General features: G+C 57.8%; 19 protein-coding genes. 5 read left to right on the top strand and 14 right to left on the bottom strand.

Annotation, left to right across the window (positions count from 1 at the left end):
• Positions 1–74: 74 nt before the first annotated feature.
• Complete coding sequence (iscR, locus tag RT657_RS15170; RefSeq protein WP_313655445.1) at positions 75–572, bottom strand: Fe-S cluster assembly transcriptional regulator IscR; 498 nt, start codon at positions 570–572, stop codon at positions 75–77.
• A gap of 145 nt (positions 573–717) precedes the next feature.
• Positions 718–1,455 (bottom strand): tRNA (cytosine(32)/uridine(32)-2'-O)-methyltransferase TrmJ, encoded by a 738-nt coding sequence (gene trmJ, locus RT657_RS15165; protein WP_313655444.1) that lies wholly within the window; start codon positions 1,453–1,455, stop codon positions 718–720.
• A gap of 132 nt (positions 1,456–1,587) precedes the next feature.
• On the opposite strand from trmJ, the gene suhB reads away from it, so the two are divergent.
• Positions 1,588–2,391: an inositol-1-monophosphatase gene (gene suhB / locus RT657_RS15160; RefSeq protein WP_111139139.1), complete on the top strand. Its 804-nt coding sequence runs from the start codon at positions 1,588–1,590 to the stop codon at positions 2,389–2,391.
• A gap of 59 nt (positions 2,392–2,450) precedes the next feature.
• On the opposite strand, the gene RT657_RS15155 is transcribed toward suhB, so the two are convergent.
• The 3 genes from RT657_RS15155 to RT657_RS15145 all read right to left on the bottom strand — a co-directional run bounded on the left by RT657_RS15155 (position 2,451) and on the right by RT657_RS15145 (position 5,284).
• Complete coding sequence (locus tag RT657_RS15155) at positions 2,451–3,464, bottom strand: TIGR04086 family membrane protein (protein WP_313655443.1); 1,014 nt, start codon at positions 3,462–3,464, stop codon at positions 2,451–2,453.
• Positions 3,465–3,668: 204 nt separating this feature from the next.
• On the bottom strand, positions 3,669–4,667 hold the full coding sequence (locus RT657_RS15150) for a nickel/cobalt transporter (RefSeq protein ID WP_313655442.1): 999 nt from the start codon (positions 4,665–4,667) through the stop codon (positions 3,669–3,671).
• Complete coding sequence (locus tag RT657_RS15145) at positions 4,658–5,284, bottom strand: DUF1007 family protein (protein WP_313655441.1); 627 nt, start codon at positions 5,282–5,284, stop codon at positions 4,658–4,660. Before RT657_RS15145 ends, RT657_RS15150 begins: the two co-directional genes overlap by 10 nt.
• Positions 5,285–5,439: 155 nt before the next feature.
• On the opposite strand from RT657_RS15145, the gene csiE reads away from it, so the two are divergent.
• On the top strand, positions 5,440–6,708 hold the full coding sequence (gene csiE, locus RT657_RS15140; RefSeq protein ID WP_313655440.1) for a stationary phase inducible protein CsiE: 1,269 nt from the start codon (positions 5,440–5,442) through the stop codon (positions 6,706–6,708).
• Here csiE and RT657_RS15135 read toward each other — a convergent pair.
• Together RT657_RS15135 and glyA are read right to left on the bottom strand one after the other, a co-directional pair.
• Positions 6,690–7,838 (bottom strand): 3-phenylpropionate MFS transporter, encoded by a 1,149-nt coding sequence (locus tag RT657_RS15135; protein ID WP_313655439.1) that lies wholly within the window; start codon positions 7,836–7,838, stop codon positions 6,690–6,692. The genes csiE and RT657_RS15135 overlap by 19 nt on opposite strands.
• A 128-nt stretch (positions 7,839–7,966) precedes the next feature.
• Positions 7,967–9,220 (bottom strand): serine hydroxymethyltransferase, encoded by a 1,254-nt coding sequence (glyA, locus tag RT657_RS15130; protein ID WP_128084409.1) that lies wholly within the window; start codon positions 9,218–9,220, stop codon positions 7,967–7,969.
• A gap of 326 nt (positions 9,221–9,546) precedes the next feature.
• Here glyA and hmpA point away from each other — a divergent pair, with 326 nt between their 5' ends.
• Positions 9,547–10,731, top strand: coding sequence for an NO-inducible flavohemoprotein (hmpA, locus tag RT657_RS15125; protein ID WP_313655438.1), 1,185 nt, complete (start codon positions 9,547–9,549; stop codon positions 10,729–10,731).
• A gap of 53 nt (positions 10,732–10,784) precedes the next feature.
• Here the strand turns inward: hmpA and glnB are convergent, their stop codons facing one another.
• From glnB to purL, 5 genes are all read right to left on the bottom strand, one after another.
• On the bottom strand, positions 10,785–11,123 hold the full coding sequence (glnB, locus tag RT657_RS15120; RefSeq protein ID WP_003848647.1) for a nitrogen regulatory protein P-II: 339 nt from the start codon (positions 11,121–11,123) through the stop codon (positions 10,785–10,787).
• A gap of 181 nt (positions 11,124–11,304) precedes the next feature.
• Positions 11,305–12,639: a two-component system response regulator GlrR gene (glrR, locus tag RT657_RS15115; protein WP_313655437.1), complete on the bottom strand. Its 1,335-nt coding sequence runs from the start codon at positions 12,637–12,639 to the stop codon at positions 11,305–11,307.
• Positions 12,639–13,298 (bottom strand): two-component system QseEF-associated lipoprotein QseG, encoded by a 660-nt coding sequence (gene qseG, locus RT657_RS15110; RefSeq protein WP_313655436.1) that lies wholly within the window; start codon positions 13,296–13,298, stop codon positions 12,639–12,641. Before qseG ends, glrR begins: the two co-directional genes overlap by 1 nt.
• Before the next feature lie 3 nt (positions 13,299–13,301).
• On the bottom strand, positions 13,302–14,729 hold the full coding sequence (locus RT657_RS15105; protein ID WP_313655435.1) for a HAMP domain-containing sensor histidine kinase: 1,428 nt from the start codon (positions 14,727–14,729) through the stop codon (positions 13,302–13,304).
• A 560-nt stretch (positions 14,730–15,289) separates the two neighbouring features.
• Positions 15,290–19,177, bottom strand: coding sequence for a phosphoribosylformylglycinamidine synthase (gene purL, locus RT657_RS15100; protein WP_313655434.1), 3,888 nt, complete (start codon positions 19,175–19,177; stop codon positions 15,290–15,292).
• A 266-nt stretch (positions 19,178–19,443) separates the two neighbouring features.
• Here purL and mltF point away from each other — a divergent pair, with 266 nt between their 5' ends.
• Positions 19,444–20,901, top strand: coding sequence for a membrane-bound lytic murein transglycosylase MltF (gene mltF, locus RT657_RS15095; protein ID WP_313655432.1), 1,458 nt, complete (start codon positions 19,444–19,446; stop codon positions 20,899–20,901).
• On the opposite strand, the gene tadA is transcribed toward mltF, so the two are convergent.
• Together tadA and yfhb are read right to left on the bottom strand one after the other, a co-directional pair.
• On the bottom strand, positions 20,898–21,389 hold the full coding sequence (tadA, locus tag RT657_RS15090) for a tRNA adenosine(34) deaminase TadA (protein ID WP_313655431.1): 492 nt from the start codon (positions 21,387–21,389) through the stop codon (positions 20,898–20,900). The two genes, mltF and tadA, sit on opposite strands and share 4 nt — an antisense overlap.
• Before the next feature lie 63 nt (positions 21,390–21,452).
• Entirely contained in the window at positions 21,453–22,091 is a 639-nt protein-coding gene (gene yfhb / locus RT657_RS15085; RefSeq protein WP_313655430.1) for a phosphatidylglycerophosphatase C, read from the bottom strand.
• Positions 22,092–22,245: 154 nt separating this feature from the next.
• On the opposite strand from yfhb, the gene RT657_RS15080 reads away from it, so the two are divergent.
• Positions 22,246–23,085, top strand: coding sequence for a MurR/RpiR family transcriptional regulator (locus tag RT657_RS15080; RefSeq protein ID WP_313655429.1), 840 nt, complete (start codon positions 22,246–22,248; stop codon positions 23,083–23,085).
• Positions 23,086–23,090: the final 5 nt, after the last annotated feature.

Below are 23,090 nucleotides of genomic sequence, written 5' to 3'. Positions count from 1 at the left end.
GTATTAAAAATCATACGTCTTTATAGCAGATTCGGCCCTGACCGCGTTAGCAGTTAGGGCCGGAACAGCGGGGATCAGGAGGCGCGCTGGTTGATGTTGATTTCCTGAGCGCGCGGGCTCTGGAAGCGGCGATTATCAATCGCATTCTGCCGGTCAGCCACGTCCAGAATCTCCTGATTATTCACCAGCTCAGCCAGGGTAATGTTGTTCAGGAAATCACTGATGCGCACGCTCAGGTCGCGCCACAGGACGTGAGTCAGACAACGCTCTCCCCCCTGGCAGCCCTCTTTGCCCTGACATTTCGTGGCATCGACGGACTCATCAACGGCGGTAATCACTTCGCCGACAGAGATGGTATCAGAGGCTTTGCCCAGCAGATAACCCCCGCCCGGTCCCCGGACGCTGGAAACCAGATCGTTTTTACGCAGCCGCGAGAATAACTGCTCCAGATAGGAGAGCGAGATGCCCTGACGTTCAGAAATATCAGCCAGCGGAACGGGGCCTTCGTGAGAGTGAAGGGCAACGTCCAGCATGGCAGTAACGGCATAACGTCCTTTGGATGTCAGTCTCATAGCGTACGACCTCAATAGCGTCCGGTTATCGGAGGATTAACAGCAGATGCGATGAAGTCTGACATTCCCGAGTAAATTGGTCAACTATTTAACCTGGTAAATCAGTCAGGTATTTAACCAGGTAATTTACTCAACTATTATCTGCTTAGTTTTTATCGCTTTTCGGCTTTTCAAACGACGACAGCATCCCGCGCAGAATATTGAGTTCGTCACGTTCCGGACGCGCGCGGGTGTAGAGACGGCGCAGTTTGCTCATCACCTGGCCCGGATTGGCTTCACGTATAAAGCCGCTGTTCAGCATCATCTGTTCCAGATGCTGATAGAAGCGTTCAAGGTCATCGACCAGCGGATACGGCGACTCGTCATACTTCGGCTGCGAAGTCGCCTGCGCCTGCGACTGCAGCCAGGCCATGCGTACTTCATAGGCAATAATCTGCACCGCCATCGCCAGGTTCAGCGAACTGTATTCCGGGTTAGCCTGAATCGCGACGTGATAGTGGCACTTCTGCAGCTCTTCATTGGTCAGGCCGACACGTTCGCGACCAAAGACCAGCGCAACCGGTGCCTGCTGGCCCTCTTCCACACTTTTCACGCCACATTCGCGTGCATCCAGCATCGGCCAGGGCAGCGAACGGGAACGCGCGCTGGTGCCCACCACCAGACTGCAACCGGCGATGGCCTCATCCAGGGAGTCGACGATTTTTGCCTCGCCAATCACATCGCTGGCCCCGGCCGCCAGGGAGATTGCCTGGGAGTCAGGCCTGACCAGCGGATTTACCAGATAGAGGTTGGTTAACCCCATGGTTTTCATGGCGCGCGCCACAGAACCCATGTTACCGGTATGAGAAGTTTCGACCAGCACGATACGGATATTTTGCAACATGATTAGGGATACTCAGAAACGGGTCAGTAAAATCAGTGGGGAGAATCCTAACATAAAGCAGGACATTTACCGAACACACTGCTATACTCCGCGCCGTTTTCCCCGTTCTTTAACATCCAGCGAGAGATACCGATGCATCCAATGCTCAACATTGCCGTGCGCGCAGCGCGCAAGGCCGGAAATTTAATTGCCAAATATTATGAAACCCCGGACGCCGTCGAAGCCAGCCAGAAAGGCAGCAACGACTTCGTAACCAATGTTGACCGCGAAGCAGAACGCCTGATTATCGAAATTATTCGTAAATCTTATCCAAAACACACCATCATCACTGAAGAAAGCGGTGAACTGGCGGGTGAAGATCAGGACGTTCAATGGGTTATCGATCCGCTGGATGGCACCTCCAACTTTATCAAACGTTTACCCCACTTTGCCGTCTCTATCGCTGTACGCATCAAAGGCCGCACTGAAGTCGCGGTGGTTTACGATCCGATGCGTAATGAACTCTTCACCTCTTCACGTGGTCAGGGCGCACAGCTGAACGGCTATCGTCTGCGCGGCAGCATTGCCCGCGATCTGGATGGCACCGTTCTGGCGACCGGTTTCCCGTTCAAAATGAAGCAGCATGCGCCTGCGTACATGAATATCCTCACTAAGCTCTTTACCCAGTGCGCTGATTTCCGCCGCACCGGTTCTGCTGCGCTGGATCTGGCTTATGTGGCGGCCGGTCGTGTGGATGGCTACTTTGAGATTGGCCTGAAGCCGTGGGATTTTGCAGCGGGTGAACTGCTGGTTCGTGAAGCGGGCGGTCTGGTCACTGACTTCACCGGAAACCACGGCTATCTGCTGTCAGGTAACCTGGTTGCAGGTAACCCGCGCGTAGTGAAAGCGATGCTGTCGGGTATGCGCGATGAGCTGAGCGAAGCATTAAAACGCTAAGTTTCAGACACAAAAAAGGCGGCCTGCTGGCCGCCTTTTTTATTGCCTGTTGAAACCGATTAACGACGTTCGTGTGACAGCACCTGACGAGGCTGAGTCCGACGGCCCACCATCCCCATCACACCAGCCAGCACGGCTTCGATAATCAGCAGAATCAGAGCATACCAGCTCGCTTTAGCGGTTGCGGCAGCGGCTTTCTCACCGGCTTCACGCGCTTTCTGTTCTGCCTGCTGTTTCAGTTCCTGATATTTCTGCATAGCCTGCTGATAGTTCTGCTCAGCTTTGGCTACGATCTGGTCCACTTCCTCATCACTTTTACCGGTACGGGCTTTAATAATATTTTTCAGCGCATCACGGTCAGCAGCCTGCAGCGTATCAGAGTGACGATCCATCACGCCTTTTAACCAGTTAGTCAGATCAGTATCAGCTGTCTCAGGATGATTCGCGGTATTACTTGCCTGGTTCTCAGCGTTCTGCGCTTCGTTATTTGCATCCTGCTTCAGGTTCTCTGGCTGTAATTCCGGCTTACCGGTCTGACGTAAAGTCGTTTCCAGTTCATTCTGCAGGCTGTCCAGATTAATATTATTTTCCTGCAGCTTCTCTTTAGCCATTTGCGTCACTGATGGCGCGGCGGCGGAAATACCATTTCCCAGCGTCTGGAAACCGGCACCCAGAATATTCATGGCGCCGCCTAATACACTGGTCGCCAGCGCAATGGCCAGGTAAATAGTGAAAATTGTACTAACGCCAAACATCAGTAAGCCGTGCATTGCGCCTTCACGCTGAGCCAGCCGGCCTGCGACATAACTCCCTGCTGCCATCGCGACCAGCATTTCAATGGCCGTCCAGACCAGTGCGCCGGTACCGATGCCATCAAGGGGATTCTGTTCTTTCATCGGATCAATAGTAGTAGCCCCAATAGCCGTCCCCAGCAGCGTCAGGATGATATGAACGATTAAGGCGCAAATAACACCGGCGAAGACAGCGCTCCAGGAAATACGCTTCAACGGTAATCCAGCGGGCCCGGTCGCCACTGTTTCGGTATAGCCATTATTAAAACGGGTATCGGCCATGAAATAGACTCCTCACAATAGACAAAAAGCAGTTCTGAACATTTATCATCCTGACGGCGGAATGCCGTTTTGGTATTAACAGCGTAGACAGGGAATAGTTTTTTCTCCACTAAAGCGGAGAGAGAAAAAATTAACGAAGTGAATTTAAAGATAATTAACGGGGAAAAGGTGGACAGCGGGAATTTAACTCCCGCTGCGTTTAAGTCAGAAAGGGCGAATGCCACCGGCTGGCGTCATTTGGGCGGCCTGCCATAAGGCCACTCCGGCGACGATTAAAATCATGCTGCCGGTCAGCATCAGCAGCGGCATCACCAGCGAGTACTTTCCGGCGTCTCCGCGTGATTGGGCCAGTCGCTGCGCTACCGTGCGCGCCTGCTGAACCAGCAGGCCAATGGCCGAAATCGTCAGCGCCGTGCCCAGCGCCATCACCGCCGCAGAGAGAACGCCCCAGAGATAGACGCCGATCACTTTGGCAAACAGCAGCATCATAATCGCGCCGGAACAGGGACGCAGCCCCATCGACACCACCACCAGCAGCTGAGTTTTCATACTGACATTTCCGCTCATCTGCTGCGGTGTCGGCAGGTGTGCATGTCCGCATCCGCACTGATCGCTGTGCTGATGGTGAGGGGAATGCGGCGTCAGCGGCTGGAACGCGCGAAACGGCGGTGCCGCTGGCGGACGTAACGCCCGCCACAGCGCACGCAGCGCCCGATACCCCATCACTATCCCCAGGCCTGCCACCAGCAGGTAACTGCCCTTCTCCAGCCAGAAACTGCTGAGATGCAGCTGGCGCGACGAGGTTTTCAGCAGCACCAGCATCACCGTCACCAGAGCGATCGCCACCGAGCCCTGCAGCAGGGAAGCGAGCAGCGTGAGTCTGATACTGGTTTTTACGCGGCTCGGATGGGTCGCCAGAAAGGTGGTAATCACCACTTTACCGTGGCCCGGCCCCAGCGCGTGCAGCACACCATAGAGCAGACTGAAGATGACCAGCGAAAGGCCAGCCTGATGGGGCTGCTCCGCCACCTGCTGTAGCAGCCAGGTCATCTGCCGGTGCAGATCTTTCTGCCATAGTACGCTCTGCAGCAGAATCTGTGACCAGTAGAGCCAGACCAGCCCCGCACTGCTGATAAACAGTGCCAACAGTATCCAGAGCGGCCAGCGCCGGGCAGTCCGTAGCGACGGCGAAATTACTGACATTTCAGCACCACCGTCTGCGCAAACTGACGTCCCAGATCCAGCTCTTCAGCCGGTGCGTCCGCCTTATCCAGTGACAGCGCATACTGCTTCAGCGAATCGTCAGGTTTTGGCGTGTTCAGAGTAAACCGGCAGCGCGTCTGCAGCGCAGGCGGCAGCGTCAGGGCGCCCGGATTGTCATAGAACATATCGACAAAATAGGTGGGATCGAAGGTCAGAATCTCAAAGCGTTGTCCGCTCAGCGTCGGCGGTTCCGCCAGCGGCAGAATGAACTCCAGCACCGCCTTGTGGCCGCTGCGCGACAGGTTGTATTCCGTTGGCAGATTCAAAAACTTTACCCGCTGTTGGTTGTGCCAGATTTCCGAAAAGTAGTGCTGCCCCAGGACATTAGCCATTACACCTGCCGCCAGTTTTTTCCACACCACGCTGCCAGGTTTAGCCTCACCCGCGTCATAGAGCAGGTCGGCAGAGGTAATCTCATCCATTGTCCAGATCATCTTCAGGCCGGTAAAGGTGTCATCTTTCGCCACCAGTTCGGTTTTCATATCAATGAAGCTATGAGGATGGGCCAGTAAAGCCGGACTGGCGGCCATCAGCAAGAGTAAAAGCGCACGTTTCATAATGTTATAAAGTAACGTTTCCGATAAAAAGGATCCACAGGTAACTAAATTTTGTGACCCGCCTTAAACCTCCGGTAAATAAACCGCATAAACCGCGCAACTGCTGACGGGGGTGACTATTCTTAGCTGAAAATAGCCTGCTGGAAATCTGATTGATGAGTTCTGCTCCCCCTTTGGCACCACTCTTCACCCGTTCACAGCGTCAGTGCCATCTTTTATTGCTGCTATTTCTGCCATCACCCATGCTTACACTGGAAAAAGTCTGCCAGCTGAATGGGGTTGATCCTGCTGTTGCAAGACAGGATATCGCGGATGTGGGCCTTGAGATACAGCGATATCACCAGCTGGAATTACACCAGATGGTCGACGGCAGCTTTCGCCTTCATGGTACAGAGTTGGATCGACGCCTTTGTCTGCTGCACAACCTGCGACGCAGTCTGCGTCTGTCGCCGGATTTTGTCTGCGAGCAGTTTGCCGCGCCTCTGCGCCAGCGTCTGAAAGTGATGAAGATTGAAAAAGCGCTGTGGGATGAGGTCAATCTGCAGGCGCTGATTCAGCACTGCAGCCTGCGCATGAAGCGTGAATTCAGCGATCGCGATAGGCTTTTTTTGCAGATCTACATGAAGTATGGCCTGTGTCAGCGTCAGCCGGTGCTGTTCAGTGAAACCCAGCGCGCGTGGCTGCAGCATAAAGCTGAACGGCAGGCCGCGGAGGATGTGATTCATCACTGGCGCAAACGCTGCCATCCTGCGCCCCCCGTCAGTGAGACGGACTTCTGGACGCTGCTGTTCAGCCAGATCCACACGCCTGGCGTGGAGACCGTTACTCATTCCGCTGAAGAGCAACTCATGCAGGCCACTCAGCAGCTCATCGATGATTTTGAGCAGTGTGCCGGCATGACTTTCGCCAATCGCGACGAGTTACTGCACCAGCTCTATCCTCACCTGACCCAGGCGCTGGACCGCACCCATTTCAGCATCGGTATTGATAATAGCGTGGCCCTGGATGTCAACCGCCTCTATCCCCGACTGTTGCGCACCACTCAGCAGGCGCTGCAGCGGTTTGAGCAGCACTATCAGGTGACCTTTTCTCAGGAAGAGGTGGGCTTAGTTACCATTATTTTTGGTGCCTGGCTGATGCAGGGCAGTGCCTTACAGGAAAAGCAGGTGCTGTTGCTGACCGGTGACGATGCTGAACTGGAACAGGATGTTGAGCAGCAGATCCGGGAAATTACCCTGCTGCCCGTCAATATTACCTATCAGGACGTAAAACTGTTTCAGCGGGAGGGTGCGCCGCGGGATGTAGACATTATCATTTCGCCTTACCCGACCTCACTGCCGCTGTTCTCGCCACCGCTGGTGCATGCTGAACTGCCGCTGACATTACACCATCAGCAGCGTATTCGTTATTTACTGGAGTCGTAGCCCGGACGCAGAAACAGCGCAGGCAGCGCCACCAGAGCCATTACCCAGAAAAGATGCCCCTGCAGATGGGCGAACAGCACCCCGCAGATCATGGTCATGATTGCAATCCCACCGCCCATCGCCAGCGCCGAATAGAGCGACTGCAGCCGGATCACTTCCGCGCCCTGGCGCGCCGCGATAAAGCGCATCGCCGCCAGATGACAGACGGTGAAGCTGCCGCAGTGAAGGATCTGCGCCACAATCAGCAGCGGCAGCGCGGTGCTGGCACCCAGCAGGCTCCAGCGGATCAGCGCACAGATGCCTGAAAGCAGCAGCAGATCGCGCGCACTCCAGCGGCGGAACAGGCGGTTGCTCAGGGCGAAAATAATTATTTCCGCTACCACGCCCAGCGACCAGAGATAGCCCACCATTGAGGCTGAATAGCCGCTCTCCTGCCACCAGATCGCACTGAAACCGTAATAGGCGGCATGCGCGCCCTGCAGCAGCGTCACGCAGAGCATGAATCGCCAGACCGCCTTTTCCCGCAGCAGGTCGCGCCATACCGCCCAGCCGCCGCCCGCGGCGCTCTGCCGTTCGCTGCCGTGCGGCTGCGTCGCGGGGGTGAGCATCATGCCACCCAGCATGGCAATGACGCCAATGGAGAGCAGCAGCAGGATCGCCTGTGAGGAGTAAGCGCTGACCAGCACGCCGGTTAACGCCGAGCTGACCACAAAAGCCAGCGATCCCCATAGTCTTACCGGCCCGTACGCCAGACCAATCTGCTGCGTCCAGGTCGCGGCCAGTGCATCGCTGAGCGGCACCAGCGGCGAGAAGAAGAGGTTAAAACCAATCATTACGGTCAGCAGCCACATCCACTGCTCCCCTGCCCAGAAACCGGCAGCAAACAGGCAGGTCATCAGCGCCAGCAGACGCAGTGCGATGATCAGCCGGCCGGGATTACGGACCTGAGAGGCGATCAGCAGGCTGCCGACAAAACGCGCCACCATGCCGCAGCCCAGCAGCAGGCCAATCTTTTCCGCATCCAGACCGGTGCCTTTTAGCCACACGCCCCAGAATGGCAGATAGATGCCGTAACAGAAGAAGTAAGTGAAGTAGCCCAATCCGAGCCATCTGGCAGACGCGATTGCCATATTCCCTCCAGCAGGTGTGCTGCATAGCAGCATAAGTGGGCGCTACTCTGGCAGAGCGCTGCGGGACAGGCAATAAAAAAGGATGGCAGAGGCCATCCTTTTAATACTGTTTCACAACAGGTTAGCGATTACGCGTAAACCGGCAGACGGCTGCAGATATCCAGCACTTTCTGTTTGGTGCGCTCAATAGTCGCTTCGTCATTGATGTTGTCCAGCACGTCGGCGATCCAGCCCGCCAGCTCGCGCACGTCTGCTTCTTTGAAGCCACGACGGGTCACTGCCGGCGTACCGATACGGATACCGGAGGTGACAAACGGGCTTTTCGGATCGTTTGGCACGCTGTTTTTGTTCACGGTGATGTTGGCACGGCCCAGCGCCGCATCCGCCTCTTTACCGGTCAGGTTTTTGCTCACCAAATCGATCAGGAACAGATGGTTGTGCGTTCCGCCAGACACGATGTCGTAGCCGCGCGCGATCAGAACCTCGACCATCGCTTTGGCGTTTTTTGCCACCTGCTGCTGGTAAGTTTTGAATTCCGGCTCCATCGCCTCTTTGAAGGCAACCGCTTTACCGGCGATAACGTGCATCAGAGGACCACCCTGACCGCCAGGGAAGACCGCCGAGTTCAGTTTCTTGTAGAAATCTTCGTCGCCGTTTTTCGCCAGGATGATGCCGCCACGCGGACCCGCCAGGGTTTTGTGCGTCGTAGAGGTGACGATATGCGCATGTGGGATCGGGCTTGGGTAGACCTCAGCAGCCACCAGACCGGCAACGTGTGCCATATCGACGAACAGCCATGCACCGACGCTGTCCGCGATCTCGCGCATTTTCGCCCAGTCGCAGACGCCGGAATAGGCCGAGAAGCCACCGACGATCATTTTTGGCTTATGGGTTTTCGCCAGTTCCGCCAGCTCGTCGTAGTCAATCTTACCGGCTTCATCGATGCCGTAAGCCACGACGTTATAGAGTTTGCCTGACAGGTTAACCGGTGAGCCGTGGGTCAGGTGTCCGCCGTGCGCCAGGTTCATGCCGAGGATGGTATCGCCCGGCTGCAGCAGCGCCGTGTAAACCGCGAAGTTAGCCTGGGAACCGGAGTGTGGCTGCACGTTAGCGTAATCGGCACCAAACAGCGCTTTCGCGCGGTCGATAGCCAGTTGCTCAACGATATCAACGTATTCACAACCGCCGTAGTAGCGTTTGCCTGGATAACCTTCAGCGTATTTGTTGGTGAGCTGAGAACCCTGTGCCTGCATAACACGCGGGCTGGTGTAGTTTTCAGAAGCAATCAGTTCAATGTGCTCTTCCTGACGCACTGTCTCCTGCTCCATTGCCTGCCACAACTCGGCATCGTAATCGGCAATGTTCATATCACGCTTTAACATCCGGATCTCCTGACTCAGCTAACTTTCTGACGGTATTTACCCCCTCTCAGGGGCGAAGGCCCACAGTGTAAACCGTTTTAACAGGTGAAGGTAGGGTGAACCGCCTCTTTTTACGCAAACGATTGGCTGGCAGATGGCATCGCTTTTTTACACTTTTTGCCTCATCCGCTCTGCGGCGTTTGCCTGCCACCGGAACCCGCCGTTTCACACTATGCACATAAAAGTTGCCACGCCGATGACGCAAAAAACGAACTGCGTATTTACAGGATGAGCAGAGTAGCCATAAGATGCATTTAAAATACATCTTTACAGTGAGGTTCGTTCTTATGCTTGATGCCCAGACTATCGCCACCGTTAAATCGACCCTGCCTGCCATTGCCGCCTGTGGCCCGGCGCTGACCGCACACTTCTATGACCGCATGCTATCGCGCCATCCGGAACTCAAAAATGTCTTTAACATGAACAACCAGCGCAACGGTGATCAGCGTGAGGCGCTGTTCAATGCGATCTGCGCCTACGGTGCTAATCTGGAGAATCTGGCTGTGCTGCTGCCTGCGGTGGAGAAGATCGCCCAGAAACACACCAGCCTGAATATTCAGCCTGAGCAGTACGCTATCGTTGGCGAAAACCTGCTGGCGACCATTCAGGAGCTGCTGAATCCAGGCGATGAGGTGCTGGCGGCATGGGGGCGGGCCTATAACGTGCTGGCGGATGTGTTTATCCGGCGGGAAGAGGAGATCTATCAGGCGACGGAGCAGCAGACCGGTGGCTGGCGCGGCACCCGCGCCTTTCGCATCAGCGCCATCGAGCCGCAGAGCGAGGCGATCAAGAGCTTTACCTTTACGCCAGTCGGTGGCGGCCCGGTTGCCGCCTTTAAACCGGGTCAGTATCTGACGGTGCATCTGCAGCCCGCCAGCTTCGAACATCACCAGATTCGTCAGTATTCGCTGACGCACCGCAGCAACGGCCAGCATTATCGTATCGCGGTAAAACGTGAGGCGCAGGGTACGGTCTCCGGCTGGCTGCATGAGCATGGCAGAGTGGGCGATGTGCTGCAGCTGGCCGCGCCGCACGGCGACTTCTTCCTGGATATAGAGCCGCTCACCCCGGTGGCGCTGATCTCCGCGGGCGTCGGGCAGACGCCGATGCTGGCGATGCTGCATGCGCTGGCGGCCGCTCATCATCCGGCGCCTGTCAGCTGGCTGCATGCGGCAGAGAATGGCAGACAGCACGCCTTTGCCAGAGAGGTGCGCGACACGGGCGCCCTGCTCAGCGATTTCGTCAGCCGGGTCTGGTATCGCCATCCCACGGCGGAGGATATTGGTCGCTATGATGCGCAGGGCGTGATGGATATCAGCCAGCTCTCTGCGCGGCTCGCCTCACCCGAAACGCACTTTTACCTCTGTGGCCCGCTGCCCTTTATGCAGCATGTGGTGGCGCAGCTGCGTGATGCCGGTGTCGCAGCGACGCGTATCCATTATGAGCTCTTTGGCCCGCACAAAGGGATGTGACAGCGCCATAAAAAAAGCCCGCTAAGCGGGCTTTTTTTCAGCTGAAGCGTGAATCAGATCGCCTCTTCATCCTCTTCGCCGGTACGGATACGTACGACGCGCGCCACGTCGAAGACAAAGATCTTGCCGTCACCGATTTTGCCGGTCTGCGCGGTGCGCATAATGGTCTCGACGCAGGTATCAACGATATCGTCGCCCACCACCATCTCGATTTTCACTTTCGGTAAAAAGTCGACCATATATTCTGCGCCGCGATACAGCTCGGTATGCCCTTTCTGGCGGCCAAAGCCCTTCACTTCGCTCACGGTCATCCCGGTGATGCCCACTTCCGCTAAGGCTTCACGAACATCATCGAGTTTGAATGGTTTAATAATCGCATCAATCTTTTTCATGTCAGACCCTTTTTCACTTCCTCTATGGTCAGAGGGTATATCAAGTATAAATGTTGCTGGCGCTGTCGGGCGGTAATATCCGGGATTCTTCGGGCGGCCGCAAGCGCTGTCAGGTTACGCTGAGGGCCGCGATGCGATCCGCGTCGTGACATACCCCGCTCGCGCACGCTATTTGCCCGGGCTACTCTTTAAAATCGCTGGCATCCAGTTCATGGCGGGACAGCAGTTTATAGAACTCCGTGCGGTTGCGTCCGGCCAGGCGTGCGGCGTTGGTGACGTTACCTTTGGTCATCTGCAGCAGTTTTCGCAGATAGTTCAGCTCGAACTGATTGCGCGCCTCGGCGAACGTCGGCAAGGCGCTGTTTTCACCGCTAAGTGCCTGTTCCACCAGCGCATCACTGATGACCGGTGATGAGCTGAGCGCGACGCACTGCTCAATCACGTTAACCAGCTGGCGAACGTTGCCCGGCCAGCTGGCAGCCATCAGACGTTTCATCGCATCGACCGAAAAACTGCGTACCTGAGGTTTATGGCGCTCGGCGGCCTGACGCAGCAGATGGTTCGCCAGCAGGGGTATATCCTCCGTGCGCTGATGCAGCGCCGGTATTTTCAGGTTCACCACATTGAGGCGGTAGAAGAGATCCTCGCGAAACTCTTTTTTCTCCATCGCCTTTGGCAGATCGCGGTGCGTCGCGGAGATAATGCGCACATCAATGTCGATATCATGATCGCTGCCCAGCGGCCTGACCTTGCGCTCCTGCAATACCCGCAGCAGCTTGACCTGCAGCGGTTGAGGCATGTCGCCGATTTCATCAAGAAAGAGCGTGCCGCCGGCTGCGGTTTTAAACAGGCCGTCACGGGCGCTGACCGCCCCGGTGAAAGCCCCTTTCGCGTGTCCGAACAGCTCGGACTCCAGCAACTGCTCCGGCAGTGCGCCGCAGTTGATCGCCACGAAGGGTTTGCCGTTGCGCGGACTGGCGGCGTGAATCGCCTGGGCCAGGATCTCTTTACCGGTGCCGCTCTGCCCGTTGATCAGCACGCTGACGTCTGACTGTGCCACCATGTGTGCCTGCTCAAGCAGCCGCAGCATCAGCGGGCTGCGGGTGACGATCGCCTCCCGCCAGCGGTCGTCACTGACCGGTGCCTGCTGTGCCAGCGCCTCATCAATTGCCTTATAGAGCGCATCCCGATCCACCGGTTTAGTCAGGAAGCTGAACACGCCCTGCTGGGTGGCCGAAACGGCGTCCGGGATGGAGCCGTGCGCGGTCAGAATAATCACCGGCAGACCGGTGTGGCGTTTCTGGATCTCACCAAACAGCGCCAGACCATCCATTTCATCCATCCGCAGATCGCTGATCACCAGTTCGATTTTCTCTTTCTGCAGCAGACGTAACGCTTCGGGTCCGCTGGCCGCCGTGGTGACCTGATAACCTTCGCTGCGCAGACGCATCCCCAGCAGCTTCAGCAGGCTGGGATCGTCATCCACCAATAGCAGTTTTGCCGCCTGTCTGACCATTACTGTTCCTCATCCTGCGGTAACGCAGTGCCGTGACCATTGTCAGAAACATCCGGCGCTTTACGAGAAGAGAGCTGACGCTCAATGTCGGTCAGCCGCTCCAGCTTATGCTGCGTGTCGCTGAGTTGCTGTTGCTGCTTCACCATCTGCTGGCGTGTCGCCTCCAGCTGAGCATCGCTGGTCTGCTGCAGATGCGCATAACGGGTGCGCGCTTCGCTGAGATCGAGCTGCGCCGTCTGGTTGCTGCGCCAGAGCTGAATTAACGGGCGCAAAGAGGACGGAAAGTCGCTGCTGTAGCGATCCAGGGTTTCCACATAGCGACGACGCTCGACGGGCGTGACGTTGCCGTTGGACATCAGTACGCCCTGCTTAAAGGCACGCGACCAGCTCTCTGCCGGCCAGCGGTGGGCTTCTGCCCGGGCTTCAGCGGGAGAAAGATGCTCCGCGCAGTCGATCGCCCGCATCCAGTACAGCGGGTTGTCCAGCGCCTCGCCCTTCTCCACCGGCCACAGGTCGCTGCAGCGGATCGCCAGATAATCAGCCACGCTGACCTCGGGTTCCGCCACCTGATGGCCTGACGGCAGAGAGGAGGTGGCCGGGGAGGCGGTACAGCCGCAGAGCATTAGCGTGCTCAGCAGCAAAGCGGGTAAATATTTCATCGGTCAGACATTCCCGGCTGTGGTGTTCAGTTCAATTCGAAAACAGACGTCAGCCTGCCCGCAGGGGACCAGCGTCAGGTCGCCGTGCATCCGGCGCAGGCAATCTTTGGCAATACTCAGTCCCAGCCCGCTGCCTTTTACCGGCCCTTTGCGCTGCTGGCTGCCCTGGAAGAAAGGTTCGAAAATCATCGCCTGCTCTTCCGGCGGGATGGGCGTGCCGCTGTTCGCGACCTCAATCCATATCCGTTCACCCTGCTGCTGACTGCGCAGCCAGATGGTACCGGATTCCCTGCCGTAGTTCACGGCGTTCGAATAGAGGTTATCGATGACCCGCATCAGTAACAGCGGTTCGGCAAGACAGTGGCCGACCCGCAGATCGACCGCCGTCTGCATCAGCTTGGCGCGCGCCGAGAGCGCGTGGGCGTTTACCACACTCTCTACAATCTCCGTCACGCTGACCGGTTCCAGCTGAATCGGGCCATCCGCCAGCTTGCGGTTGTAATCCAGCAGCTGCTCAATCAATCGCTGCAGATGGCGGCTGCTGCTGTCGAGGATCGTCACCACCTCTTTCTGATCGGCGTTGAGCGTTCCGGCGACCTCATCCGCCAGTAGCTCGGTGCCTTCGCGCAGGCTGGCCAGTGGCGTTTTCAGCTCGTGAGAAAGATGGCGCAGAAACTCGTGGCGTTGTGATTCCAGCCACTGCAGCCGTTCACTGAGCCAGACGATGCGCTGCCCCAGCGAGCGCAGCTCACGCGGGCCGCGGAATTTCACGCTGCTGCCCAGCTCCCGGCCTTCTCCCAGCCGGTTGATCATCCGTTCGATGCGCTTGACCGGGCCGATGATCATGCCGGTAAACAGCAGCATCAGCGCCAGGCTGATGATAAACAGAATCAGCGCCTGCCAGCCGAAGAACTGGCCGCGATCGGCAATTTCGCGCTGCAGTTGCAGGCCGCGTGAAAAGACCACCTCGCGCGTATCCTGCACCATCTGCGCGTTAGTGGCGGAGAAGCGATCAAGCGCCTCTGCGGCGCGCGGAACCGGGTTGCCGTTATCACATTGCAGCGGCGTCAGCAGCGGCAGGGTTGCCTGCAGAATCCGGAACACCGGCAGCTCAGGCAGGCTGGCGCTGTGTGAATTCAGCATCTGACTGTAGCGGGTATGCTGAGTCTGGTAGAGGCGTGCCAGCGAGGCATCATCCAGCACGCAATACTGGCGATAGCTGCGCTCCAGCTCAACAGCCGTTCGTGCCATCGCCTCACTTCTGCGCACGTCGGTGAAAGTGTTGCGGTTGGTGTCCGCAGCCTGTTCGCTTAACGCAGAGAGACTCTCCCACGCCTGCCAGGCCAGCACCAGCAACGGCAGCAGGACCAGCACAAACGCCATCAGCACCAGCTGACGCAGCGATCGGGGAAATAAACGCCATTTTTTCACGCAGCCGTTTCCTCAGAAATTTGCTGTCTGGATGCTAGCGGACTCTGTCGGCGGAAGAAAGGGAAAGAAAAGAAAACGGCAGGCTCAGTGGCCTGCCGCAGACACGACGCGTGAGGCATCGCGTAAAAATGGGTGGAGCCTTACTCAACGTGACGTCCGGTGGTTGATAACGCAAGCGATTATCGGTCAGGTGGACGGCAGGCTCCGTTTGGTGCGTCATTCGGGCTTTATGAGCTCTTTTCCGCTATGCGGGGCAATCATAAACAGGTGAATGAGCAGTGACAGAATTATAGCAACTTCCGTGCCAGAAAATAAATCATTATATTTTTCAGCAGATTGAACCGACATGAGGCGCAGGCGTTGCGAAAATTCTGATGGCAGTCGTCCAATCTGTCTCCTCCAGACGACATAAATTCCCGACACAATTGCTTATATTGAAAATCAAAGAGATAGATGTCGCTATACAGCGACAGTGGTCCGTACCTGCTGTCGCTGTATGCCAACAGCATCACAAAAAAACAGGAGGCATACTGGCCTCCTGTTTTTTTCAGCGGTGAATATTAACCCAGCTGTCTGCGCGCATTACGGAAGATGCGCATCCATGGGCCATCCTCGCCCCACTCTGCCGGATGCCAGGAGTTGCTGACGGTACGGAATACGCGCTCCGGATGCGGCATCATGATAGTGACGCGACCACTTTCGTTGGTCACGGCGGTGATGCCGTTCGGTGAGCCATTCGGGTTAGCCGGATAGGTTTCTGTAACCTTGCCGAAGTTATCGACAAAGCGCAGGGCCACCAACCCTTTCGACTCCAGCGCCGCCAGATGCGCAGCGTCGCGAACCTCCACAAAGCCTTCCCCGTGCGAAACGGCGATCGGCATCTGTGAACCGGCCATGCCATCCAGCAGCAGCGACGGACTGGCGGCCACTTCGACCAGGCTGAAGCGCGCTTCAAACCGCTCTGACTGGTTGCGGACGAAGCGCGGCCAGAGGTCGCTGCCTGGAATCAGCTCGCGCAGATTTGACATCATCTGGCAGCCGTTACAGACGCCCAGCGCCAGAGTCTGCGGGCGGTGGAAGAAGGTTTCGAACGTGTCACGCACGCGCGGGTTAAACAGAATCGATTTCGCCCAGCCTTCACCGGCTCCCAGCACGTCGCCGTAGGAGAAGCCGCCGCAGGCGACCAGAGCCTGGAATCCATCCAGATCGCGGCGTCCGGCCAGCAGATCGCTCATGTGAACGTCAATCGCGGTGAAACCGGCCCGGTCAAAGGCGGCCGCCATCTCCACATGGGAGTTTACGCCCTGCTCACGCAGCACCGCCACTTTTGGCCGTGCGCCGGTGGCGATCATCGGTGCCGCCACATCTTCCTGCGGATTAAAGGTCAGATGAACGTTCAGGCCAGGATCGCTGTCGTTTTTCTTCGCGTCGTGCTCCTGATCGGCACACGCCGGGTTGTCGCGCAGGCGCTGCATCTGCCAGGTGGTTTCGGCCCACCAGGTGCGCAGCGTGGTACGGCTTTCGCTGTAGACCGCGCTTTCTCCGGCGCGGATCACGAAGCGATCGCCCGGCTGTGCGCTGCCCAGCAGATGCGTGCAGGCCGCCAGACCGTGATCTGCCAGAATCTGCTCAACCGCCGCGCGATCGGCGGCGTTGATCTGGATCACCGCACCCAGCTCTTCGGTGAACAGCACGGACAGGGCGTCGCTGCCCAGCGAGGCAATATCCACGTCGACGCCGCAGTGACCCGCAAAGGCCATCTCCGCCAGCGTCACCAGCAGACCGCCGTCGGAACGGTCGTGATAGGCCAGCAGTTTCTGCTCAGCCACCAGCGCCTGAATCGCATTGAAGAAGCCGGCGAGCTGCGTGGCATCACGCACGTCGGCCGGCTTGTCGCCGAGCTGACGATAGACCTGCGACAGCGCGGTGGCGCCCAGCGTGTTCGCCCCGTTGCCAAGGTCGATCAGCAGCAGCAGGTTATCCTGATCGGCCTGCAGCTGTGGCGTCACCGTGCGACGGACATCTTCGACACGTGCAAAGGCGGTGATCACCAGCGACAGCGGCGAGGTCATCTCACGCTGCTCGGTGCCTTCCTGCCAGCGGGTTTTCATCGACATCGAATCTTTGCCAACCGGGATGGTGATCCCAAGCGCCGGGCAAAGCTCTTCGCCGACCGCTTTCACCGCCGCATATAACCCGGCATCTTCACCCGGATGACCGGCTGCGGACATCCAGTTGGCCGAAAGCTTCACGCGCTTCAGTGAACCAATCTGGGTAGCCGCCAGGTTTGTCAGAGCTTCACCGACCGCCAGACGTCCCGATGCCGCAAAGTCCAGCAGCGCCACCGGCGATCGTTCGCCCAGCGCGAAAGCTTCGCCGTGATAGCTGTCGAGGCTGGCGGTGGTAACCGCGCAGTTCGCCACCGGGATCTGCCACGGACCGACCATCTGGTCACGCGCGACCATGCCGGTCACGCTGCGGTCACCGATGGTGATCAGGAACGTTTTCTCTGCCACAGCGGGCAGATGCAGAACGCGGTTCACCGCATCGACCAGCGTAATCCCCTCACGCTGCAGGGCGATGCCCTGAACCTGCTGGCTGACCACATCCCGCGTCATCTTCGGCGTTTTGCCCAGCAGAACATCAAGCGGCATATCGATCGGCTTATTGCCGAAGTGACTGTCTTCCAGGCTCAGATGCAGCTCTTCGGTCGCTTCACCGATGACCGCGAACGGCGCGCGCTCGCGCTGGCAGATCGCCTCAAACTGCGCCAGCTGGTCGGGCGCCACGGCCATCACATAACGTTCCTGCGATTCGTTGCACCACACTTCCAGCGGGCTCATACCAGGCTCATCGCTCAGAATGTCGCGCAGGTTGAAGCGGCCGCCACGGCCACCGTCGCTGACCAGCTCCGGCATGGCGTTGGAGAGACCGCCAGCGCCCACGTCGTGAATAAACAGAATCGGGTTTTTGTCGCCCAGCTGCCAGCAGCGGTCAATCACTTCCTGACAGCGGCGTTCCATCTCCGGGTTGTCACGCTGAACCGAGGCGAAGTCGAGATCGGCATCCGACTGACCTGAGGCCATTGATGAGGCCGCGCCGCCGCCCAGACCGATATTCATAGCCGGACCGCCCAGCACCACCAGCTTCGCGCCTACGGAAATTTCGCCTTTCTGCACGTGGTCGGCACGGATGTTACCGATGCCGCCCGCCAGCATAATCGGCTTGTGATAGCCGCGCAGTTCAGTACCGTTGTGGCTGGTCACCTGCTCTTCATAAGTACGGAAGTACCCGTTCAGGGCAGGACGACCAAACTCGTTGTTAAACGCCGCGCCACCCAGCGGGCCTTCGGTCATGATCTCCAGCGCGCTGACGATACGGTCCGGTTTGCCGAAGTTCTCTTCCCACGGCTGTTCGAAGCCCGGGATGCGCAGGTCTGAAACCGAGAAGCCCACCAGGCCCGCTTTTGGCTTGGAGCCGCGTCCGGTAGCGCCCTCGTCACGGATTTCACCACCGGAACCGGTCGCCGCACCTGGCCATGGCGAGATCGCCGTGGGGTGGTTGTGCGTTTCAACTTTCATCAGAATGTGTGCGGCTTCCTGATGCCAGCGATACGCATCTTCTCCGGCGTCTGCAAAGAAGCGGCCCACCTCTGAGCCTTCCATGACAGCGGCGTTATCTTTATAGGCAGAGAGCACGTAGTCCGGCGTCTGCTCCATCGTATTCTTGATCATCTTAAACAGCGACTTCGGCTGCTTCTCGCCGTCAATCACCCAGTCGGCGTTGAAGATCTTGTGACGGCAGTGCTCCGAGTTCGCCTGAGCAAACATATAGAGTTCGATGTCGTTCGGATTGCGGCCCAGGGCAGTAAACGCCGCCACCAAGTAGTCGATTTCATCGTCCGCCAGCGCCAGCCCCAGGGTGGTGTTTGCCTGGACCAGCGCCTCACGGCCCTCGCCCAGCAGATCCACACTTTTCACCGGCTGCGGCGCATGGTGCGCGAAGAGCTGCTCAGCCTGTGCCAGATCGCTGAAGACCGTTTCCATCATCCGATCGTGCAGCAGCGTACCCAGCGTCTGCCACTGCGCTTCCGTCAGCTGCGGTGCCTGCACATAAAAGGCCAGGCCGCGCTCCAGACGACGCACCTGCGGCAGTCCGCAGTTGTGGGCTATATCGGTAGCTTTGGAGGACCAGGGGGAAATGGTGCCGGGACGTGGCGTGACCAGCAGCAGACGCCCCTGTGGGGCATGTTCAGCCAGCGAGGGACCATATTTCAGCAGGCGCTGCAGACGGCTCTGTTCGTCGGCGCTTAAGGGCGTGCTGACATCAGCAAAATGGATGTACTCAGCGTAAATATCACTCACCGGCAGATGAGCGTCCTGAAAGCGGGTCAGCAGTTTGTTTACACGAAATGCCGACAGGGCGGGCGAACCACGCAGAATTTCCATTAATAAGTCTCTCGTCAGGGCGCCGGGGGACGCAAATTGGGCGCAACAGGGAAAACGGGGCGTATTATAGAGAAAGCGACCTCGCGACGAAACCGTTTGCGCAGAATTTTTGGCTACCCGGATTTGCCTGAATTTTGCACAAAAGCTGCTATAAAAGTTGCTCAGCGTCATTTTGTTGCGCAGAATGCCCCTCGCTCTGGGAGTTCAAAGAAGATAAATACTGCCTTTAAAAGACAGAGGCCTTAGAGCCAGCGAGAGATAACTATTTGAAACGCCTAAAATTTAACTATCTGTTTATCGGTCTGGTTGCCGTGCTGCTCGCGTTGGCGCTGTGGCCATCCGTCCCCTGGTATGGGGGCGGTCAGGACGCGATTTCACAGATCAAATCACGGGGAGTGCTGCGTGTCAGTACCATCAATTCCCCCTTAACTTACTACACAGTGAACCACTCTCCGGCCGGTATGGATTATGAGCTGGCAAAACGCTTCGCCGATTATCTGGGCGTGAAACTTAAGGTGACGGTTCGTCCCAACCTGAGCGACCTGTTTGACGATCTGGATGATGGCAAAGCTGACGTGCTGGCTGCGGGCCTGAACTACAACCGCGAGCGCCTGACCCGTTATCAGACCGGGCCGGGTTACTACAATGTTTCGCAGCAGCTGGTCTATCGTGTGGATAAGCCACGGCCTAAAAACCTCGGTGATTTAAAGGGGCGGCTGACGGTCGCCTCCGGTTCGGCCTATCTCTCCACGCTGAAGAGCGCGCGCTCCAGTCAGTTCCCCGATCTGGACTGGGCAATCGCCACCGATCAGAGTCCTAAAGCCCTGCTGGAAGCGGTGGCAGATGGCAAACTCGACTACACGATTGGCGATTCTGTGACAATCGCCCTGCTGCAGCGCATCTATCCGCAGCTGGCGGTAGCGTTCGACGTGACCGATGAAGAGCCGGTGACCTGGTATGTACGGCACAGCGATGATGACAGCCTGAATGCCGCGATGCTCGACTTCTTTAATGGTATGGGCGAGGAAGGGGCGATGGCGCGGCTGGAGGAGAAATATCTCGGCCATGTCGGCACCTTTGATTATGTCGATACCCGCACCTTCCTGCGCGCCATCGACAATACGCTGCCCGACATCAGACCGCTGTTTGAGAAGTATGCCACCAGCATCGACTGGCGGCTGCTGGCGGCGATCGCCTACCAGGAGTCGCACTGGAATCCGCAGGCCACCTCGCCTACCGGCGTGCGCGGCATGATGATGCTGACCCGCAATACCGCCGACAGTCTGGATGTGGGCGACCGGACCGATCCGGAACAGAGCATTCGCGGCGGCAGCCAGTACCTGCAGGATATGATGCTGAAGGTGCCGCAGACCATCCCGGAGGATGAGCGCATCTGGTTTGCGCTGGCGGCCTATAACATGGGCTATGCCCATCTGCTGGATGTGCGCAAGCTGACGGCCCGCCAGGGCGGTAACCCCGATAGCTGGGCGGATGTGAAGCTGCGTCTGCCGATGCTGAGCCAGAAGCGTTACTACGCGCAGACGACATACGGTTATGCGCGTGGACATGAAGCCTATAACTATGTGGAGAATATCCGCAAATATCAGATAAGCCTGGTGGGCTATCTGCAGGAGCAGGAGAAGCGCCTGGCACGGCAGGCGGAGGCGCAGGCAGAGCTGGCTAAAGGTTATCCGGCGGTCGAACCAACGATTGCCATGAACTAACCCTGACGCTGCGCCTGACGCAGCGCTTTTTTCTGTTCGCGACGCATACGGAAAAAGTCGCTCAGCATCGCTGCACACTCTTCCGCCAGCACGCCGCTGTGCAGTTCAACCTGATGGTTCATGCCCGGATGGCCGAGCACATCCAGCAGCGACCCCGCTGCCCCGCTTTTAATATCGTGGGCCCCATAAACCAGCCGGGTAATGCGGCTGTGTACCATCGCACCGGCGCACATCACGCACGGCTCCAGCGTGACGTAGAGCGTGGTATCCAGCAGACGGTAATTCTCCAGCACCTTGCCGCCCTGCCGCAGCGCCATGATCTCCGCATGCGCCGTGGGATCGTGCTGGCCGATGGGGCGGTTCCACCCTTCACCAATCACCCGATCGTTCTGCACCAGCACGGCACCGACCGGCACCTCGCCCTGCGCCCAGGCACGACGCGCCAGCTCAAGCGCATGGCGCATCCAGTATTCATCTTGTTGTTTCATGCAGACCACTCCGGGCGACTGAAAAGCGGCGCATTATAGCGATCTCCTCCTGCGTGTCGAAACTTATTCCAGCTGTTGCAGCTCACCCGCAGGCGTCACGCGCCAGCGATGCTGACAGAAAAACAGTAATGGGTTGTCCTGCTTGCTGTCGCTGTAGCCGCTATAAAGCTGCAATGGCGTGCCGATTTTCTCCTCGAGCTGCGCCACCTTTTCATGGCCCAGGCAGCGCATCGACAGCACCCGGCCGCCCCAGCCGCGCTGCATCTGGCTGGCGATCAGTTTTACCCGCGGCAGAAACGCCGAGTCGTAATAGACCTGCTCCACCAGCGACTGCGGCGATCCGGTGATCAGCCAGACATCCGCATCATCACTGCCCAGATAGTCGGTCAGGCGCTGCTGCACCACCGGAAAGGCTCTGACGCGCAGGCGGAACCACTGTGCAAATTCCGCTTCCAGCTGCAGCAGGGTCTGTTCTGATCGGCCGAAGGTAATCGACCAGAGCAACAGGCTCATGGGCCAGCGGGCGGCCCGCCCCTTTAGCAGTAAACCGATCCCGACCACCGGCAGCAGTGGCACAACCAGCAGCAGGTTAAGCGGGCGGCGACGCAGCAGATAGCGCATAAAAGTGCCAAACATGTCCTGCTGGTGCAGTGTGCCATCCAGGTCAAAAAATACGATGCGACGATGTGTTCCCCTGGTCAAACAACTCTCCTTCAGACAGATTCCGGGATGATAAAGAGTAGTGTAGCCATCATCAGGCGGCTCGGCGATGCGTGTCATTTTTAATTCCGATGACTACAATGCCTGATGAATAGTTTATTCTTCTCCGATTATTTCTGAATGATGAGGATTGGGCATGAGTTCACTGCTGCGCATTCGCCAGCTTTATCCACGTCTGGCCCTGAACGAGCGTCGGCTGGCGGATTTTTTACTGTCACAACCCGATCGGGCGCGCCATCTGAGCTCACAGAAGCTGGCGGAAGAGGCTGGCGTCAGTCAGTCGAGTGTCGTCAAATTTGCCCAGAAGCTGGGTTACAAAGGTTTTCCGGCGTTGAAGCTGGCCCTGAGTGAGTCGCTGGCGGACAAGGATGCCATTACCGTGCATAACCATATTCTCAGCGACGACCCGCTCAAGATGGTGGGTGAAAAGTTGCTGACCGAAAAGCTTTCGGCGATCCGCGCCACGCTGGATATCAACAGTGAAGAGAAGCTTAATGACGTGCTACAGCTGCTGAAAAATGCCCGGCGTATTCTGCTGGTGGGCATCGGCGCCTCAGGGCTGGTGGCAAAAGATTTTTCCTGGAAGCTGATGAAAATTGGCATTAATGCGGTCGCCGAGCAGGACATGCACGCGCTGCTGGCCAGCGTTCAGGCGATGGGGCCTGGCGATGTACTGCTCGCTATCTCCTACACCGGCGAGCGACGCGAGATCAATCTGGCGGCGCAGGAAGCCGTGCAGGTGGGAGCCGATGTGGTAGCCTTTACCGGCTTCACCCCCAACTCGCTACAGCAGAGCGCCAGTTACTGTCTCTATACGGTGGCTGAAGAGCAGAGCACGCGCAGCGCAGCAATTTCCTCTACCACGGCGCAGCTGGCCCTGACCGATCTGCTGTTTATGGCGCTGGTGCAGAACGACCCGGAACGCGCCTCCAGCCATATCCGTCACAGCGAGGCGCTGGTGAAAAAGCTGGTCTGATCATC

It is taken from the genome of Pantoea sp., from assembly GCF_032114055.1.
Taxonomy (GTDB): Bacteria; Pseudomonadota; Gammaproteobacteria; order Enterobacterales; family Enterobacteriaceae; genus Pantoea.
The sequence above is the reverse complement of the archived record's forward strand: the minus strand, read 5'-3'. Positions and strand labels throughout refer to the sequence as shown.